Consider the following 16,075-nt stretch of genomic DNA (forward strand, 5'->3'; position numbering starts at 1 on the left):
TGAGCGTGGGCGATGGTACCGATCCCCCACGCTCACCCGCAGCGCTCAGTCCTGCGCCTCCGGGGCGCTGCCCTCGGCGCCCGGCTGGGGAGCAGCCCCACCGCTGCCGCAGGACAGCACGGCATCGCAGGCCGTCGTCACCGGCGGCGCGAACAGCACCGATCCCGGGGGGAAGCCCAGCGGGGAGAAGGTGAGCGACGCCACGCCGAGCACCTGGCCCTGGCTGTTGAGGAGCGGTCCTCCCTGGAACGCCGTCCCGACCGCAACCGTGTGCTGGAGGCCGGTGAGGCTCTGGTCGATCACGTAGCCCGGGCTCAGGGACGCTCCCACGCCTCCCAAGCCGCTGGCGGCGTAGACCCGGGTGCCCAGCGCCTTGGCCATCACGTCGTCGGGCGCCCAGGCCAGGGCCGGGAGGTCGGGCTTGGGCACCACGAGCAGGGCGAGGTCGCGCTCGGGCTGCCAGGTCCAGACGTCGGCGGCGATCTCCTCGTCGCCCTTGCGCACCACCACCTGCGGACCGGGGTTGGCGGTGGCGGCGCGGATGGTGGTGTACGAGGTGAGCAGCAGGCTGCGCGAGCTGTCGGATGCGACCACGAACGCCGACCCCACCGAGGCCCGGCCCTCCTCGTCGAGGGTGGCCACGAACCACACCGACGGCGAGATGGCCCCGGCCAGCTGGCTGATGGTGGTGGCCTCGCCCACCAGGGCCGCGAGCGGCTCCAGCTCGGTCCGGATGCGGGCCGTCGCCTCGTCCTGCTGGGCGGTGATGGCGGCCGCGGCGGTCTCGTAGCGCTGATCGAACCCCGAGATGAGGTCACCGACCTCGTCCTCGTTCTGGGAGAGCCGCCAGTCGTAGTACGCGTACAGCACCGCTCCGCTGAACGCGGCGCCCATGGCCAGGGCCAGCAGGAGCATGGTGATGCCGATCACCGTTCGGGGCAGGACCCGGTGGCGCAGGGGCGGCTTCTTGGCGCGCCGCGAGCGCCGTCCCTCGTCGTAGGGCAGCCCGAGGGGGTTCGGGTCGCCAGCCGGTACGCGGGTGCGCCGCCTCGGGCTGCGGTGCTGGCGTCTCATCGGCGCTCCCGGGATCTGCTCGGTGGGGTCGACGCTGGTCGGTGCGCTCATGCCTGGCTGCCTGGGTTCGAGGTGCTGGACGTGGTGTCGCCGCCGGAGGATCCGGGGGCGGTGGTGCTGGTGGTGCTGGTCGTCGTGCTGGTCGTCGTGCGGGGAGCGGGGAGCAGGAGGGTCGGGGTGACCTCGCAGGGGCCGTCGCAGTCGGTCGGCGTCTCGAGGCGGCCGCGACGGCCCCCGGGCTGCATCCCGCCGCCCAGGCCGACGTCGCCCTGCGGGGTGAGGCGGGGGAGGGGCCCGGGCTCGGTGAACTGCTCGATCGGCTGCCCGTCGTGGGCGGCCCGCATGAAGCGCGACCAGGTGGCGGCGGGGATGGTGCCGCCGGTGACGGTGCCCACGCCGCCGATGTTGCGCAGCGAGCGCTGCACGTCGGAGTGGCCCATCCACACCGCCGTCGACAGCTGGGGCGTGTAGCCGACGAACCAGGCGGCCCGGTACTCCTCGGCGGTGCCCGTCTTCCCGGCGGCGGGCCGCCCGATGGAGGCCCGCCGGCCGGTGCCCCCGGCGATCACCCCGGTGAGCACGTCGGTGACGGTGTCGGCGACGGCGGGGTCGAGCACCTGCTCGCCGTGCGGCGGGGTGTTGTCCTCGAGGACGTTGCCCTCGGCGTCGAGCACGCGGAGCACCGGCGTGGCCGCCGCCCGCACGCCGTGGTTGGCGAACACCCCGTACGCGGCCGCCATGTCGAGCGGCGACACCTCGGCCGACCCCAGCGCGAGGGTGAGCCCGTAGGGCTGCGCGGGGTCGACCGACGTGAGGCCCAGGCGGTTGGCCAGCGCGGCGGTCTGCTGGGTGCCGACATCGTTGATCAGCTGCGCGTAGACGGTGTTGATCGACGACCACATGGCCCGGCGCAGGGTGAGGCTCCCTCGGCCGGCGCGGTCGTAGTTGTCGATGGTGCAGCCCGTGCCCTGGCAACCCGGCACCCGCCACGTTCCCGGGGCGCTGTAGACGGTCTCCGGGCCGATGCCCGCCTCGAACGCGGCGGCCAGCACGAAGGGCTTGAACGACGAGCCCGGCTGGAAGCCCGTGGAGCCGCCGAGAGCCAGGTTCACCTGGCTGGCCGCCCAGTCGCGACCGCCGACGAGGGCGCGCACGGCGCCGGTCCGGGGGTCGACGGACACCAGCGACATCTCCAGGGGCGAGGAGGTGCCCTCGAGGGAGCGGGCCACCTCGGCCTCGGCCAGCTGCTGGAGGTTCGGGTCGATGGAGGCCTCGATCCGCAGCCCGCCGCGATAGACGAGGTCGGGTCCGTACCTGGCCAGCGCGTAGCGGCGCACGTAGTCGACGAAGTAGGGGTACTGCGCTGCGCCGTTCACCTCGGCGGGCCACACGAAGGTGGCCGGCCCGGGCGGGTTCCCGTTGCTCATCAGCCACACCTGCTCCGGGATGGCGGCGTCGAGCTGGGGCCTGGTGATCTTCCCCGTCTCGTACATGGCCCGGAGCACTGCGACGCGGCGGGCCTCGGCCTCGGCTGGGTTGTCGCGCGGCGAGTAGCGCGACGGAGCGGGCACGATGCCGACGAGGAGCGCGGCCTCGGACAGGGTGAGCAGCTGGACGGGCTTGCGGAAGTACGTCTGGGCGGCGGCCCCCACCCCGTAGGCGCCCTCGCCGAGGTAGACGGTGTTGAGGTAACGGAACAGGATCTCGTCTTTGGACAGCTGCCGCTCGAGCCGGGCCGCGAGGATCGCCTCGCGGATCTTTCGGCTGAGGCTGCGCTCGCCCCCGGTGTAGGTGTTCTTGACGTACTGCTGGGTGATCGTCGAGCCGCCCTGGACCACCGAGTCGTTCTGCCAGTTCGCCCAGGCCGCCCGGATCATGGCCTCGAAGTCGACCCCGTTGTGCCCGTAGAAGTTGCGGTCCTCCGACGCGATGAGCGCGTCCTCGACCACGGGCGGGATGTCCTCGGCCCGGACGGGGAGCGCCGACTCGAACTGCCGGAACGTGCCGATCAGGTTGCCCGCGGCGTCGTAGACGTGGGACGGCTGGCCGGCGTCGACGGGACGCTCCGGGGGCAGGTTGCCGGGCAGGGGGAGCAGGACGAGCGTGGCGAAGGCCACGCCGGCCACGGCCACCGGCGCCAGCACGCCCACCACGGCCACCACGACGACCGTCTTCACGAGCATGCGGACGGCGCGCCACGTGCGGTACCCCCAGGACCGGCGTCGGGTCACCATGTCAGGCCGTCCTCGTGTAGCTGCAGGCGGGCAGGTCGCCGGACGGGCGGAGGTCGCGCGCCGGCGACGTGAGCACCAGCGGCGTGCCGGTGGCGGTGCGCGTCGACCCGGACCACCCGGTCGAGGTCCAGGGCTCGTACGTGAGGGCGCAGTTGCCACCCGGCGAGGCGGTCACGGTGTACGTCCCCGCCGGGATCGGCCCCGCATACGGCGGCTTGAAGGTCTCGCCCATCGGGAAGGCGGCCGTGGGCGGCGGGAGCGTCGTGCTCGTGGTGGACGTCGACGCGGTCGTGCTGCTCGGCTCGGGCAGGCAGGCAGGCAGCTGGAGGGGGAAGGAGCGCCCGTCGGCCGTCAGGCTGGCCGAGCCCCCCGACTCCGAGAGGCAGGTGAGGGTCCAGCGAACCGTGCCGTCGGAACCGGTCGTCGCCACCGTGGACCCGGCCGGGCGCCAACGGCTCCCGGCGTCGAGCGTCGTGGCCAGACCCGCCACCGGTGTGCCGCGTACGATGCCCTGCCCGTCGACCTGCGGCTCGAGGAGCAGCGCGACGAGGGTCAGCGAGGAGCCGACCGCCACCTGACCCGGGCTGACGCCCGCCTGCGCCTCGAGCCCCTCGTGGGCCTGCACCTGCAGGTCGATGGTGGCGCTCGACGCTGCGGCCACGAAGGTGACGGTGGCACCGTCCTGGGCCAGGTCGGGCACCCGCCACGCCCGCACCCGGTACCGGCCGCCGCGCGCGTCGCGCACCTCCCAGCGGCCGTCGGCGGCGGTGGTGACGTCGATCGTCTCGGAGCTCTCGCCGACGAAGCGCTCCAGCCGCACGGTCGCCCCGGCCACCGGGCCCTCCGGCCCCCGCACGAGGCCCGCCAGCGCGCTGGTGCCGCCCTGCACGGCGGGCGTGGGCGCGGCCGGGGGGCGTCCCTCGACCGCGCGGAGCGTGGCGCCGCGCGTGTCGGGCGGCACCAGGGTGGTGAGCGGGGGTGGCGGCACGGTGGACGCCGCGGGCAGCGCCAGCGGAGGGGGCGGCTGCTCGCTCGTGGTGCACGCCGCCACGGCCAGGGACGTGACGAGGGCGGCTGCGGCCCAGCGGGCCGAGCGGTTCGCTCGCATCCTCCTCCCCTCGTCCGAGCGTGCAGGGTCACTGACAGATGCCCCTCCACGCTCGCCCCCGGACCGGCCGGTGGCGAGGAGGACCGCCTCTCACCAGGGTAGCGGCCCGAGACGTGCCGACGGGGGCATCCCCGCACCCGCCGTTGGTGGCGACCGAGCCCCCGGTGGCAGGATGCGCGGTGTCGGCGGGCAGTCGCCCGCCCCCAAGTCCCAGGGAGGGGCCCCATGCCCGAGGCCGTCATCGTCGCCGCCGCACGAAGCCCGATCGGGCGGGCCTTCAAGGGCTCGCTGGTCGATCTGCGCCCGGACGACCTCGCCGCCGCCATGGTGCAGGCGGCGCTCGCCCAGGTGCCCCAGCTCGACCCGGCCGAGATCGAGGATCTCGTTCTCGGCTGCGGTCTCCCGGGCGGCGAGCAGGGATTCAACATGGCCCGGGTCGTGAGCTCCCTGGCCGGGCTGCCCGACGTGCCCGGCACCACGGTCACCCGGTACTGCGCCTCGTCGCTGCAGGCGATCCGGATGGCCGCCCACGCGGTGAAGGCGGGCGAGGGCGACGCCTTCGTTGCTGCCGGTGTCGAGTGCGTGAGCCGGTTCGTCAAGGGCAACTCCGACAGCCTGCCCGACACCGAGAACCCGCTCTTCGCCGAGGCCAAGGAGCGCTCCGCCCAGCGGGCCCTCGGTGGCGCGCCCCCGTGGTCGCCGCCGGCCGGCCTTCCCGACATCTACGTGGCCATGGGGCAGACGGCCGAGAACGTGGCCGACCTGGAGGGGGTGTCGCGCGAGGAGATGGACGAGTACGCGCTGCTCTCCCAGCAGCGCACCGGCGCAGCCATCGCCCGCGGCTTCTACGAGCGTGACATCACCCCCGTCACCCTCCCCGACGGTCGGGTGGTGGCCGCCGACGACGGTCCCCGCCCCGAGACGACCCTGGAGGGGCTGGCCAAGCTGAAGCCCGCGTTCCGGCCCGACGGCCGGGTCACGGCCGGCAACGCCTGCCCGCTCAACGACGGCGGCGCAGCGGTGGTGGTGATGAGCGACGAGCGCGCCCGCCAGCTGGGCATCACGCCGCTCGCCCGCGTGGTGGCCAGCGCGGTGTCGGGCCTGAACCCCGAGATCATGGGGCTGGGGCCGATCGAGGCGTCCCGCAAGGCGCTGGCGCGGGCCGGCCTCACCATCGACGACGTCGACCTGGTCGAGATCAACGAGGCCTTCGCAGCCCAGATCGTCCCGTCGGCACGGGTCCTCGGCATCAGCTACGACAAGCTGAACGTGAACGGCGGGGCCATCGCCGTCGGCCACCCGTTCGGGCAGACCGGCGCCCGCATCATGACGACGCTCATCCACGGCCTCCAGGACGCCGACAAGGCGATCGGCCTCGAGACGATGTGCGTCGGCGGCGGCCAGGGGATGGCGATGATCGTCGAGCGGCTCTCGTAGCGCACCGGGTGGCGTGAGACACGGCCCGCCGGCTCGCCGGCGGGCCGTGCCGCGTCAGAGCTGGTAGCGGGCCCGCAGCTCGTCCGGCGAGCCGGCGAACGCATCGGCCGGGTCCGCGCCGACGGCGCGCTCGTACCGCTCGGCGTGGCCCAGCACCGCGTCGGCGTAGGTGGTGGACGGGTTGTAGGCGAACAGCGCCCGGCGCGGCTCGGCGCCGCCGCCGGAGCGGCACAGGAGCTCGGCCGCCCCCGCAGCGGCATCGTGGAGGTCGAACGGGTCGCGGCGGCCGTCGCCGTCACCGTCGCGACCCACGACCGCCCAGGTGCCCGGGAGGAACTGCATCGGGCCCACGGCACGGTCGAAGGTTCCGTCGCCGTCGTACGCCCCGCCGTCCGAGTCGGTGATCACCGCGGTGCCGGGCAGGGAGCCGTCGAGCAGCGGCCCGAACACGACGACCCGGCCTGTGCGATCGAGGTCGCCGCCCCCGTGGTGGGACTCCACCCGGCCGATCCCGGCGAGCAGGCTCCACGGCACGGGGCAGGGCGCACCGCCGGCGGCTCGGGCGTACGCGTCGAGGGCGACCCGGGGGAGGTCGGAGCCTGGCGCGGTCGAGGACCACCACAGGCGCTCGTAGCGGTCGAGCTCGTCATGGAGCGACGCCGCGGCCGACGACTCCTGCTCGGTGGCGGCGACCAGCGCGGCCTCGGCCCCGGCCAGGGCCTCGGCAGCCGTCGCCAGGTCCCGATCGGCGGCCTGGCGCTGGTCGGCGAGAACGTCGGCCTGCTCGCTGAGGTCGGCGACGTGGGTCGCGGTGCGACCGGTCGCGGCCCGGACGAGGCGGCTGCCGAAGTCGGGGGAGGCCAGCCCGCCCGAGGCCTCGTCGATCATGCGGCCTTCCGAGGCGAGCGTGTAGGAGGCGATCGAGAGCCCTGCCAGCGGGGCGCGGGCGACGTCGACCAGCGCCGCCAGATCCGCTTGGTCGGCGGCCAGGCGCAGCATCTCGGCCTGGCGGACGTTGACCTCGGCGCGGGCCGCGTCGGCCACCGCCTGCGACGCAGCCACCGCCTGGCGAGCCTCCGCCAGGCGGAGCCCGGCGGCGTCGGTGCCGGCCAGGGCCGCCTCGAGGCGGGCGCCCAGCCCGGGCCGGGGCTCGGCCGCCTCGGCCCGCGCAGGGAGGACCGTCGCCGTCCCGGCGAGGGCGGCGACGGCGAGCAGCGCGAAGCGCCACCGCGTCAGCGGTCGGACCTGTGGTCGCACCATGCTTCCCATCGGCACGCCGGCGGCGACGTTGAACGCTGGGCGAGCGCCGGGACCTGCGCGATCCCCCGGCCCGGCGATCCGTAAGATGCGCCGATGCCCCCGACCGCCCCGGCTCGCTCTGCCCGTCGCGCGGTCCGCCTGGTGCTCGGCCTCGCGCTCCTGGCGTCGGTCGCCGCCGGGTGCATCCTGCCGCCCGGGGTGACCACCACGCCAACCGGGGCCCAGGGGCCCGACCTGGCGCCGTACCGGGGTCTGGGGACGTGGGTCGACGTGTACGACTACCTGGCGCCGTTCCAGGCCAACGGCAGGCCGCCGCCGGTCACCCCCGCGAGCACCGCGGCGCTGGCCTGGGCCGGGGTGGACACCCTGTACCTCCAGGTGGCCAAGGACGACCCTCGCACCCCCGGCGACCTGGTCGACCCCGACCTGGTCGGACGGTTCCTCCAGGCCGCCCAGCGGCGGGGGATCGCGGTGGTGGCCTGGTACCTTCCCACGTTCGCCGACCCGGCCCGCGACATGGCCCGCCTGCGGGCCATGTACGAGTTCCGCTACGAGGGCCATCGCTTCGACGGCATCGCCGTCGACATCGAGGAGCGCTCGGCCGTCCCGGACGTGGCCGAGCGCAACCGCCGCCTGGTCGAGCTCTCCCGGGGGCTGCGCCAGCTCGTGGGGCCGGCCGCGCTCGGTGCGATCGTGGTGCCCCCGGTGGTGACCGACATCATCAACACGGCCTTCTGGCCGTCGTTCCCGTGGGCTGAGCTGGCCGGGCTGTACGACATCTGGCTGCCGATGGGCTACTGGACGAACCGCACCCGCCAGCCCGAGTGGCGCGACGCCGGCCGCTACACGAGCGAGAACATCCGGCTGCTGCGGGGCCATGTCGGCGCCAACGCCCTCGTGCACGCCATCGGCGGCATCGGCGACGCGTCCACGGTGGCCGACTACCAGGGCTTCCTCGCCGCGGCGCGAACGGCCGGCGCCGTCGGCGTGTCGATCTACGACGCGGTGACCACCAGCCCGTCGGCCTGGCCGGTGCTGCGCGCCGGGGCGCCCCCGGCATGAGCCCCGCAGGGTCCTCGGCGGCGGCGGCGCGGCCCCGCACGGCAACCGCGACGGCGGCCGCCGCCAGCGGGGGAGAGGCCCGGCGCGACAGGGTCGGCACCGGGCTCGCGGTCGCCGCGGTCGTGGTGGTCGCGGCCGGGGTGGCGCTGCGCTTCGTCTCGGCCTCGCCCCTGTGGCTCGACGAGGCGCTCACCGTGAACATCGCCGACCTGCCGCTGTCGGAGATCCCCGAGGCCCTCCGCCACGACGGTCACCCGCCCCTCTACTACGTGCTCCTCCACGGGTGGGCACGGGTGTTCGGCACCGGCGACCTGGCGGTGCGGAGCCTGTCGGGGCTGCTCGGCGTGGGGAGCCTGGTGCTCGCCTGGTTCGCCGGCCGGCGACTCGCGGGCCGAGCCGGGAGCATCGTGGCCGTTCTCCTGCTGGCCAGCTCACCGTTCGCGGTGCGCTACGCGGCCGAGGCTCGCATGTACGCGCTGGTGATGGTGCTGGTGCTCGCCGGCTACCTGCTGCTGTGGCGGGCCCTCGACGCTCCCACCCTCGGGCGGCTCGCACCGGTCGCGCTCGTCACCGCGGCCCTCCTCTACACCCACTACTGGTCCATCTTCCTGGTCGGGATCGTCGCGGCCGGCCTGGCCTGGGCCTCGTGGCGCGGGCCGCGCCGCGCCGCCGCCCGCTGGTGCCTCGTCGCCGTCGCCGTGGGCGGGGTGCTGTACCTGCCGTGGGTCGGGACCATGCTCTACCAAGCGGCTCGGACCGGCACCCCCTGGGGCGGCCCGATCAGCCTGCTCGACGGGCTCTTCGTCACCCTCACCGACTTCGGCGGTGGTCCCCGCGCCGAGTACCGCCTGCTCGGGATCCTGCTCATCGACGCCGCCGCCCTCGGCGTGCTGGCCCGCCCCGAGGGTGCCTGGCGGGTGGTGCTCGAACTGCGCACCCGTCCCGGGGTGCGAGCCGTGGCCGCCACCGTGGCCTCGACGTTCTTGGTCGGGATGGTCGCGGGCCGCCTCACGGAGAGCGCGTTCCAGTCCCGCTACACGGCCGTCGTCCTGCCCCTGTTCCTCCTGGTCGTCGCCTACGGCGTGCTCGCCTTCGCCGGGCGGGGGCCGCGGAGCGTGGTGCTGGCCCTGATCTGCGGGATCGGTCTGCTCGCCTCCATCGACAGCGCCACCACGGTGCGCACCCAGGCGCGCGAGGTGGCCGACGCCATCGAGGCCTCGGCCACGCCCGGCGACGTGGTCGTGTACTGCCCCGACCAGCTGGGCCCTGCGGTCGGTCGCGAGCTCGGCCCCGGGTTCCGGGAGCTCACCTTCCCGACGGGCGACCTTCCCGCGTTCGTCGACTGGGTCGACTACGAGGAGCGCAACCAGGCTGCGAGCGTGCGGGCGTTCGCCGACCGGCTCCTGCAGTCGGTGGAACCCGACCGGCGGATCTGGCTGGTGTGGACCGACGGCTATCGGACGTTCGACGAGAAGTGCGAGCGCCTGGCCCGCGCCCTCCAGTCGGCACGGGGCGCGGAGGTGATCGTGCCCGCCGACCCCGGCGTGTTCGAGCGGATGGCGCTGTACGAGATCCCCGCGGCGACCGGGTGACGGAGCGCGGCGCGGGCAGCCGTGCGGGCGGATCCGCGGGCTACGGTGCCGCCGTGCATCCCCACCGGACGTCCGCCCGACGCGGCCTGGTCGCCCTGCTCGGCCTGGCCGCTCTCGTCGTCGCGCTCCTGCCAGCCTCGCCGGCCGGGGCCGACGACGGTGCCGCCCCGCCGCCGCCGACCCCCTCGGTGCCGGCGCCCCGGATCGTCGGGGGCGGCCCCGCCACCCAGGCGTGGCCGTTCATGGTCGCGATCGTGTCGGCGTCGGTGCCCGACAACTACCTCGGGCAGTACTGCGGCGGGTCCCTGATCTCGGCCCAGTGGGTGCTCACCGCCGCCCACTGCGTCGAGGGCGAGACGGCCGCCTCCGTGCAAGTGCTGGTCGGGACCAGCCAGCTCGACGCCGGTGGCACCCGGGTGGGCGTGGCCCAGGTGGTCTCGCACCCCGACTACGGCCCCGACCTCAACGGCGACGTGGCCCTGCTGCGGCTGGCCAGCCCCGTGCCGGGCCCCACGCTGGCTCTGATCGGCCCCGGCCAGGAGGCGCTCCAGGCGCCGGGCACCACCGCCACCCTGCTCGGGTGGGGCTCGACCTCGGCCGACCTCGACAACCCCACGTACCCCGCCTCCCTGCAGCAGGTGTCGATGCCGATCCTCCCCGACGCCCAGTGCGCCGCGCAGCTCGGGCCCGAATTCAACCCGGTGGCCGACCTCTGCGCCGGCGTGGTCGGCGCGCCACCGACCCCGGGGATCGACGCCTGCTTCGGTGACAGCGGCGGACCGCTGTTCGTCGACGCCGGGGGTGGCTCGTGGGTGCAGGTCGGGCTGGTGAGCTACGGCCCCACCTGCGGGTACAGCCCCTCCGCCTACACCCGCATCAGCACGTACCGGGCCTGGATCGACGCCACCATGGCGGGTGGCGGTCCGCCCCCCGGGCCGAACCCCGACGTCACGAGGGTGGCCGGCCCCGACCGCTACACCACCGCCGCGCTGCTCTCCCAGGCCTTCCCGCCCGGGGTGCCGGGCGTGGTGGTCGCGAGCGGCGCCGACTTCGCCGACGCGCTGGTGGCCGCCCCGGTGGCGTCGCTGCTCGGCGGCCCCGTGCTGCTGGTGCAGCCGACGGCGATTCCCCAGGCGACGGCCGCCGCCATCGCCAGGCTGGCGCCGAACGAGATCGTGATCATCGGCGGACCGGCTGCGGTGTCACCGGCGGTCGAGGCCCAGCTCGGCGGTGGGGCGCCGGTGCAGCGGGTGGCGGGCCCCGATCGCTACGGCACGGCGGCCGCCGTCAGCCAGCGCTACTTCCCGGCCGGTCTCTCACCCGACTTCCCGCAGGTGATGGTGGCGTCGGGCGAGGGCTTCGCCGATGCCCTGGCCGCCGGGGCGGCGTCGGCGGCCGTGCCGCAGAACCCCGTCCTGCTCGTGGGTCGCGCGCAGCTGCCGTCGGCCACCGCCGCCGAGCTGGCGCGCCTCGTGCCCCAGGGGATCCTGCTCATCGGCGGCAGCGCGGCCATCGGCCCGGAGGTGGAGGGGGCGCTCGGCGCGTACGCGCCGGTGCAGCGCGTCGCCGGCGCCGACCGCTACGGCACGTCGGCGGCCGTCGCCACCCTCGTGTTCGGGTTCTCCGACAACGTCACCCTGGCGTCGGGGAGCACGTTCCCCGACGCGCTGGCCCTGGGCGCCTACGGCGACCCGCTGCTCCTCCTGCCGCCGCAGGGGGTGCCGCCGTCGGTGCGGGAGGCGATCGCCACGCTGGGGCCGTCGAGCCTGCTCGTGGCCGGCGGTCCGGCGGCCGTGCCCGAGGCGACGATCGTGGAGCTGGGAGCGCTGATCCCCTCCGGGCTGACCGGCTGACCGGCTGACCGGCCTCAGCGGCCCTCGACGTAGACCCGCAGCACGTCGCGGATCGAGACGACCCCGAGCGTCACCGTGCCGTCGCGCACGGGGACGTGGCGGATGCCGTCGGCCAGCATACGCGTGGCCACCGCGCCGATCGTCTCGTCGGGCCGAACGGCCTCGACCGAGTACGTCATCACGTCGGCGGCGCGATCCTCCTCGGGGTCGCACCCCTCGGCGAAGGCGCGCACCAGGTCGCGCTCGGACAGGATGCCGGAGATGCCGTCGCCACCGCGCACCGCGACGGCCCCGATGTTCTCCCGGTCGAGCGTCTCGGCCACCTGCAGGACGGTGTCCTCGGGCCGCACGTAGACGGCGCTGCGCCCCACCAGGCGCTCGATGGGGTCGTCGGGGGTCAGGGTGCTCATCGTGCCTCCTCACGCATCGAGCAGCCCGGATCGGCGCAGCCAGCCCACGCAGGTGCGGGTGGCCTCGGCCAGTTGTTCGGGCTGCCCCAGGTAGTAGTGGGTGGCGCCGGCCACGGTGTGGACCTCCTTGCGGGGGTGGGGAACGGCTTCGAAGATCCGCCTGGTGTGGCTGGGCGTGCAGGCGTCGTCGGCGGCGTTCTCCACGACCAGCACCGGCACGGTGATGCGCGCCGCCTGGCGCGGGCCGTCGGCGTGGGTGTCGTCGATGCTCCACTGCGAGAGCCAGCTGCGCAGGCTCGAGTAGCGGCCCAGGCCGGCGGGGCTGGTGTTCACCACCTTGGGATCACCGAGGTAGCACCAACCCGGGCGGCGCTGGTTGGGGTCGACGGTCGGGTCGAGCCAGCGGGGATCGGCCATCGTGCCGTGGACGACGAAGGCCCGCTCGGGGCCGAGGCGCCGACGTTCGTCGAGGTCGGCCAGCAGCTCCTTCACCCACGCCGTGATCCGGCGGTTGCGCGCCACCTGCGCCGCCCGGTAGCGGGCGAGGAACGCCTCGTCGTACGGGGGCTGGTGCGGGTTGCGGGGGTCGTACAGGTCGAGCTCGGGGTCGCGACGAGCCGGGTCCGCCTCGTCGAGGATCGAGGCGTCCATCCACTCCGTGAGCGTCGTGGCCCGGCTCACGTGGGCCGCCAGCTGCAGCACGGCGTCGGCCGGCGGCAGGTCGGCGGCGGTGAGGTCGGGTGGGTCGCCGGCCGGGGTGGCCGTCACGTCGGGGCGCTCGGCCTGCGCCTGGTAGTACAGCGCCAGCGCGCCGCCACCGCTCCAGCCGGCCAGCACGACGTGCGTGTAGCCGAGGTGGCTGCGAGCGTGGCGCACGACCTCGCCCAGGTCGACCACGACCTTCTCCATGACGAGCGCGGCGTCGTTGTTCGGGTAGCGGCTCGCGCAGGTGAGCACGTGCACGCCGGCGGCGGCCAGTGCGTGGGGGAGTGGCAGCAGGTCGAGCACACCCGTGGGGTGCATGAACACGAGCACCGTCGACGACGGCCGGCCGACGGGCCGCAGCAGCCGGCCGGTGAGGGCCACGACCCCGTGGCCGCCGCCGTACACCTCGGTGAAGTCGGCCCGCTCCGGGAAGGCGACGAGCAGGGGGACCTGGTCGTAGTCGACCCGGGTGGGGGGCTGGTCGGTCACGGCGCGGGATGCTAGGGGGTCGGCGCCTACGATCCCCGCATGAGCCTCCGTCTGGGCGGGCGACCGCTTCCCGTGGTGGGGCGCGCCCGCGTGTACATCTGCGGGATCACGCCCTACGACACGACCCACCTCGGCCATGCCGCCACCTTCGTGTGGACCGATGCCGCGGTGCGGGTGCTGCGCCTCACCGGGGCCCAGGTGGAGGTCTGTCGCAACATCACCGACGTCGACGACGACCTGCTGGCCCAGGCCCGGGCATCGGGCGTCGACTGGCGCTCCCTGGCCACCCGAGAGACCTACCGGTTCGAGGAGGACATGCGCCTGCTCCGGGTGGCCAAGCCCACCTCCGAGCCCCAGTCGCACAACTTCGTCGACGAGGTGGTCGCCCTGGCCGCGGCGCTCGTCGAGCTGGGGACGGCGTACGAGCGGGACGGCTCGGTCTACTTCCGTTCGGCGGGTGTGGCCGAGCGGGCCGGCCTCGACCGGCCCACCGCCCTGGGCCTGGCTGCCGAGCGCGGTGGGCACCTCGACGATCCCGCCAAGGACGATCCCCTCGACGCCGCGGTGTGGCAGCGCTCGGGCCCGGGCGAGCCGTCGTGGCCGAGCCCGTGGGGCCCGGGTCGTCCGGGCTGGCACGCCGAGTGCACCGCGATGGCCCTGGCCACGCTGGGTGCCGGGCTCGACCTGCACGGCGGTGGCGCCGATCTGGCGTTCCCGCACCACGCCTTCGAGGCCGCCCAGGCCGAGGCGGTCACGGGGGTCGTCCCCTTCAGCCGGTCGTGGATGCACGTGGGGACCGTGCGGTACCAGGGTCAGAAGATCGCCAAGTCGACGGGCAACCTGGTGTTCGTGGACGACCTGTTGGAGCGCTGGCCACCGGAGGCCGTCCGGCTCCTGATCCTGTCGCGCCGGTGGGGTGAGCCCTGGGACTTCCGCGAGGCCGACCTCGACGAGGCCGCCGATCGAGTCGATCGCCTGTCCGTCCACGCCGGCCGTCCCGGGCGCGTCCCGGTGGCCGACGAGGCCGTGACGGCGGCCCTGCTGGACGACCTCGACGTGACGCGTGCCCTCGACGTGGCCGAGGAGGCCGGGGGATCGGCGGCGCGCCTGGTGGGCGAGGTGCTGGCGCTGCTCTAGGGTGCCCCGGGCGGCGCCCCGGGGGGCGCGCCGGCGAGGAGGCAGCCATGAGCGACCGGGTGACCTGCACGATCGACGCGGGCGTGGCCGACGTCCGCCTCGACCGGCCCGACAAGATCAACGCACTCGATCAGGCCATGTTCGACGCCCTCATCGAGGTGGGCGAGGCCCTGAAGGCCGACCGCACCGTCCGGGCGGTCGTGCTGTCGGGCCAGGGCCGCGGCTTCTGTGCCGGGCTCGACTTCGGTGCGTTCCAGGCCATGGCCGGCGGGGGCGGGGCACCGTCGACGCCGCGCCTCGACCTGGGGTCGAGCGAGGGCCGCATCACCAACCGGGGCCAGCACGCCGCCTGGGTGTGGCAGGAGGTGCCGGCGCCGGTGATCGCTGCGGTGCACGGCGTGGCCCTGGGTGGGGGCCTGCAGATCGCCCTGGGTGCCGACATCCGGATCGTGGCGCCCGACGCCCGACTGTCGGTGCTCGAGGTGAAGTGGGGCCTCGTGCCCGACATGACGGGCACGCAGATGCTGCCGCGACTCGTCGGCCTCGACGTGGCCAAGGAGCTCACCTTCACCGGCCGCATGGTGTCGGGCGAGGAGGCGGTGCGGCTGGGGCTGGCGACGAGGGTGAGCGAGGCGCCCCTCGACGACGCCACCGCCCTCGCCCGGGAGATGGCCTCCAAGAGCCCCCAAGCCGTGCAGGGCGCGAAGGCCCTCCTGAACCTGGCCGGCCAGGTGTCGCTGGCCGACGGCTTCAAGGCCGAGGAGCGCACGATCTCGGGGCTGATCGGCTCGCCCAACCAGGTCGAGTCGGTGATGGCGTCGTTCGAGAAGCGCGAGCCCGTCTTCGCCGACCCGAGCTGATCGCCCCGGGCGGCGGGTCTCGGCCCGTGCGGAGGAGCTCGGTGGTGAGGGGGAGCAGCTCGGGCCCAGGACGCGGGATCCTCAGCGGTCGGCGGGGACGAGGGCGACCCGGGCACCGCAGAGGTCGATCCGATCGCCGGTGACCTCCAGGCCGCGGGCCCGGGCCGCGGCGAGGGTGGCCGGCACGTCGCGGCACGCCACGTCGAAGCCACCGAGGCCGTCGCCGCGCCCGTCGGAGGCCGGCACGAACCGCACCGACGAGGCGTCCAGCCGCAGCTCGGGCCCCTGGGGGCCGTCGACCGGCGGCTCGCCCAGCACGGCCGACCAGCGGCTCGCCAGAGCGTGGGGGTCGGCCGCCTGGAGCTCCACGGCCACGATGGCGGTGACCCGCTCGGTGCGGACGGCGGCCGTCCAGGCGGGCCCGGCCCATCGCCACGACGGGGCCGGCCGGGCCCGGTCGACGGACACGATCGCGCCGCCGATGTCGGCCGGGTGGAAGTGCGTGCCCTCGATCTCGGGCTCGTCGGCGGTCGCCGGGAAGGCCCCGTGCCACACCTCGCGCACGCCCAGATCGGCCGCTCGCCGCCGCACCGCCTCGGGGTCGTCGGTCTGGAAGATGACCATGTAGCCGCCCGCCCCCCGACGCTCGAGGAACCGCTGCGCCGCAGCGTCGGGCCGGGTCGGGCTCACGACCTCGAGGAACGTGTCCCCCACGGGGAGCACGGCGTTGACGAGACCGAACGCCGCGACGCCGGGGTCACGGAAGCCCACCTCGATGCCGAGCACGGCGCGGAGGGCCTCGACGGCGGGCTCGAGGTCGGGGGCGGCGAGGACGGTCTGGCGGAGGCGCACCC

At 75.1% G+C, this 16,075-nt stretch carries 13 protein-coding genes; 6 read left to right on the forward strand and 7 right to left on the reverse strand.

Annotation, left to right across the window (positions count from 1 at the left end):
* Positions 1-45 precede the first annotated feature (45 nt).
* From IPM45_00505 to IPM45_00515, 3 genes are read right to left on the reverse strand one after another with little or no spacing between them, the layout of a single operon-like run.
* Entirely contained in the window at positions 46-1,125 is a 1,080-nt protein-coding gene (locus IPM45_00505) for a trypsin-like peptidase domain-containing protein (GenBank protein MBK9178047.1), read from the reverse strand.
* The gene (locus tag IPM45_00510; GenBank protein MBK9178048.1) at positions 1,122-3,308 is read right to left on the reverse strand and encodes a PBP1A family penicillin-binding protein; all 2,187 of its coding nucleotides are present in this window, start codon (positions 3,306-3,308) and stop codon (positions 1,122-1,124) included. Before IPM45_00510 ends, IPM45_00505 begins: the two co-directional genes overlap by 4 nt.
* Position 3,309: 1 nt before the next feature.
* Positions 3,310-4,416 (reverse strand): carboxypeptidase regulatory-like domain-containing protein, encoded by a 1,107-nt coding sequence (locus IPM45_00515; GenBank protein ID MBK9178049.1) that lies wholly within the window; start codon positions 4,414-4,416, stop codon positions 3,310-3,312.
* Between the two features lie 225 nt (positions 4,417-4,641).
* Between IPM45_00515 and IPM45_00520 the strand changes: the two genes are divergently transcribed.
* The gene (locus IPM45_00520; GenBank protein MBK9178050.1) at positions 4,642-5,853 is read left to right on the forward strand and encodes an acetyl-CoA C-acetyltransferase; all 1,212 of its coding nucleotides are present in this window, start codon (positions 4,642-4,644) and stop codon (positions 5,851-5,853) included.
* A gap of 54 nt (positions 5,854-5,907) precedes the next feature.
* On the opposite strand, the gene IPM45_00525 is transcribed toward IPM45_00520, so the two are convergent.
* Positions 5,908-6,570, reverse strand: coding sequence for a lytic murein transglycosylase (locus tag IPM45_00525; protein ID MBK9178051.1), 663 nt, complete (start codon positions 6,568-6,570; stop codon positions 5,908-5,910).
* Positions 6,571-7,206: 636 nt separating this feature from the next.
* On the opposite strand from IPM45_00525, the gene IPM45_00530 reads away from it, so the two are divergent.
* Genes IPM45_00530 through IPM45_00540 form a run of 3 tightly spaced genes read left to right on the forward strand, consistent with a single transcriptional unit; the run spans position 7,207 to position 11,620 of the window.
* Complete coding sequence (locus tag IPM45_00530) at positions 7,207-8,175, forward strand: hypothetical protein (protein ID MBK9178052.1); 969 nt, start codon at positions 7,207-7,209, stop codon at positions 8,173-8,175.
* Positions 8,172-9,767, forward strand: coding sequence for a glycosyltransferase family 39 protein (locus IPM45_00535; protein ID MBK9178053.1), 1,596 nt, complete (start codon positions 8,172-8,174; stop codon positions 9,765-9,767). The genes IPM45_00530 and IPM45_00535 overlap by 4 nt, the downstream gene beginning before the upstream one ends.
* A 53-nt stretch (positions 9,768-9,820) precedes the next feature.
* On the forward strand, positions 9,821-11,620 hold the full coding sequence (locus IPM45_00540; GenBank protein ID MBK9178054.1) for a cell wall-binding repeat-containing protein: 1,800 nt from the start codon (positions 9,821-9,823) through the stop codon (positions 11,618-11,620).
* A gap of 14 nt (positions 11,621-11,634) precedes the next feature.
* On the opposite strand, the gene IPM45_00545 is transcribed toward IPM45_00540, so the two are convergent.
* Both IPM45_00545 and IPM45_00550 read right to left on the reverse strand, forming a co-directional pair.
* On the reverse strand, positions 11,635-12,030 hold the full coding sequence (locus tag IPM45_00545; GenBank protein MBK9178055.1) for a CBS domain-containing protein: 396 nt from the start codon (positions 12,028-12,030) through the stop codon (positions 11,635-11,637).
* A gap of 9 nt (positions 12,031-12,039) precedes the next feature.
* Positions 12,040-13,224: an alpha/beta fold hydrolase gene (locus IPM45_00550; protein MBK9178056.1), complete on the reverse strand. Its 1,185-nt coding sequence runs from the start codon at positions 13,222-13,224 to the stop codon at positions 12,040-12,042.
* A gap of 39 nt (positions 13,225-13,263) precedes the next feature.
* Between IPM45_00550 and IPM45_00555 the strand changes: the two genes are divergently transcribed.
* Together IPM45_00555 and IPM45_00560 are read left to right on the forward strand one after the other, a co-directional pair.
* Entirely contained in the window at positions 13,264-14,361 is a 1,098-nt protein-coding gene (locus IPM45_00555) for a cysteine--tRNA ligase (GenBank protein MBK9178057.1), read from the forward strand.
* A gap of 47 nt (positions 14,362-14,408) precedes the next feature.
* A complete protein-coding gene (locus IPM45_00560; GenBank protein MBK9178058.1) occupies positions 14,409-15,221 on the forward strand; it encodes a crotonase/enoyl-CoA hydratase family protein in 813 nt (270 codons plus the stop codon).
* An 81-nt stretch (positions 15,222-15,302) separates the two neighbouring features.
* Here IPM45_00560 and IPM45_00565 read toward each other — a convergent pair whose 3' ends face one another.
* A complete protein-coding gene (locus IPM45_00565; protein ID MBK9178059.1) occupies positions 15,303-16,073 on the reverse strand; it encodes a VOC family protein in 771 nt (256 codons plus the stop codon).
* Positions 16,074-16,075: the final 2 nt, after the last annotated feature.

This window comes from Acidimicrobiales bacterium, from assembly GCA_016716005.1.
Lineage (GTDB): Bacteria > Actinomycetota > Acidimicrobiia > Acidimicrobiales > JADJXE01 > JADJXE01.

Coding starts and splice junctions, on each gene's coding strand:
- IPM45_00560 (MBK9178058.1), top strand. CDS start 14,409: ATGAGCGACCGGGTGACCTGCACGATCGACGCGGGCGTGGCCGACGTC.
- IPM45_00515 (MBK9178049.1), bottom strand. CDS start 4,416: ATGCGAGCGAACCGCTCGGCCCGCTGGGCCGCAGCCGCCCTCGTCACG.
- IPM45_00555 (MBK9178057.1), top strand. CDS start 13,264: ATGAGCCTCCGTCTGGGCGGGCGACCGCTTCCCGTGGTGGGGCGCGCC.
- IPM45_00505 (MBK9178047.1), bottom strand. CDS start 1,125: ATGAGCGCACCGACCAGCGTCGACCCCACCGAGCAGATCCCGGGAGCG.
- IPM45_00510 (MBK9178048.1), bottom strand. CDS start 3,308: ATGGTGACCCGACGCCGGTCCTGGGGGTACCGCACGTGGCGCGCCGTC.
- IPM45_00535 (MBK9178053.1), top strand. CDS start 8,172: ATGAGCCCCGCAGGGTCCTCGGCGGCGGCGGCGCGGCCCCGCACGGCA.
- IPM45_00530 (MBK9178052.1), top strand. CDS start 7,207: ATGCCCCCGACCGCCCCGGCTCGCTCTGCCCGTCGCGCGGTCCGCCTG.
- IPM45_00520 (MBK9178050.1), top strand. CDS start 4,642: ATGCCCGAGGCCGTCATCGTCGCCGCCGCACGAAGCCCGATCGGGCGG.
- IPM45_00545 (MBK9178055.1), bottom strand. CDS start 12,030: ATGAGCACCCTGACCCCCGACGACCCCATCGAGCGCCTGGTGGGGCGC.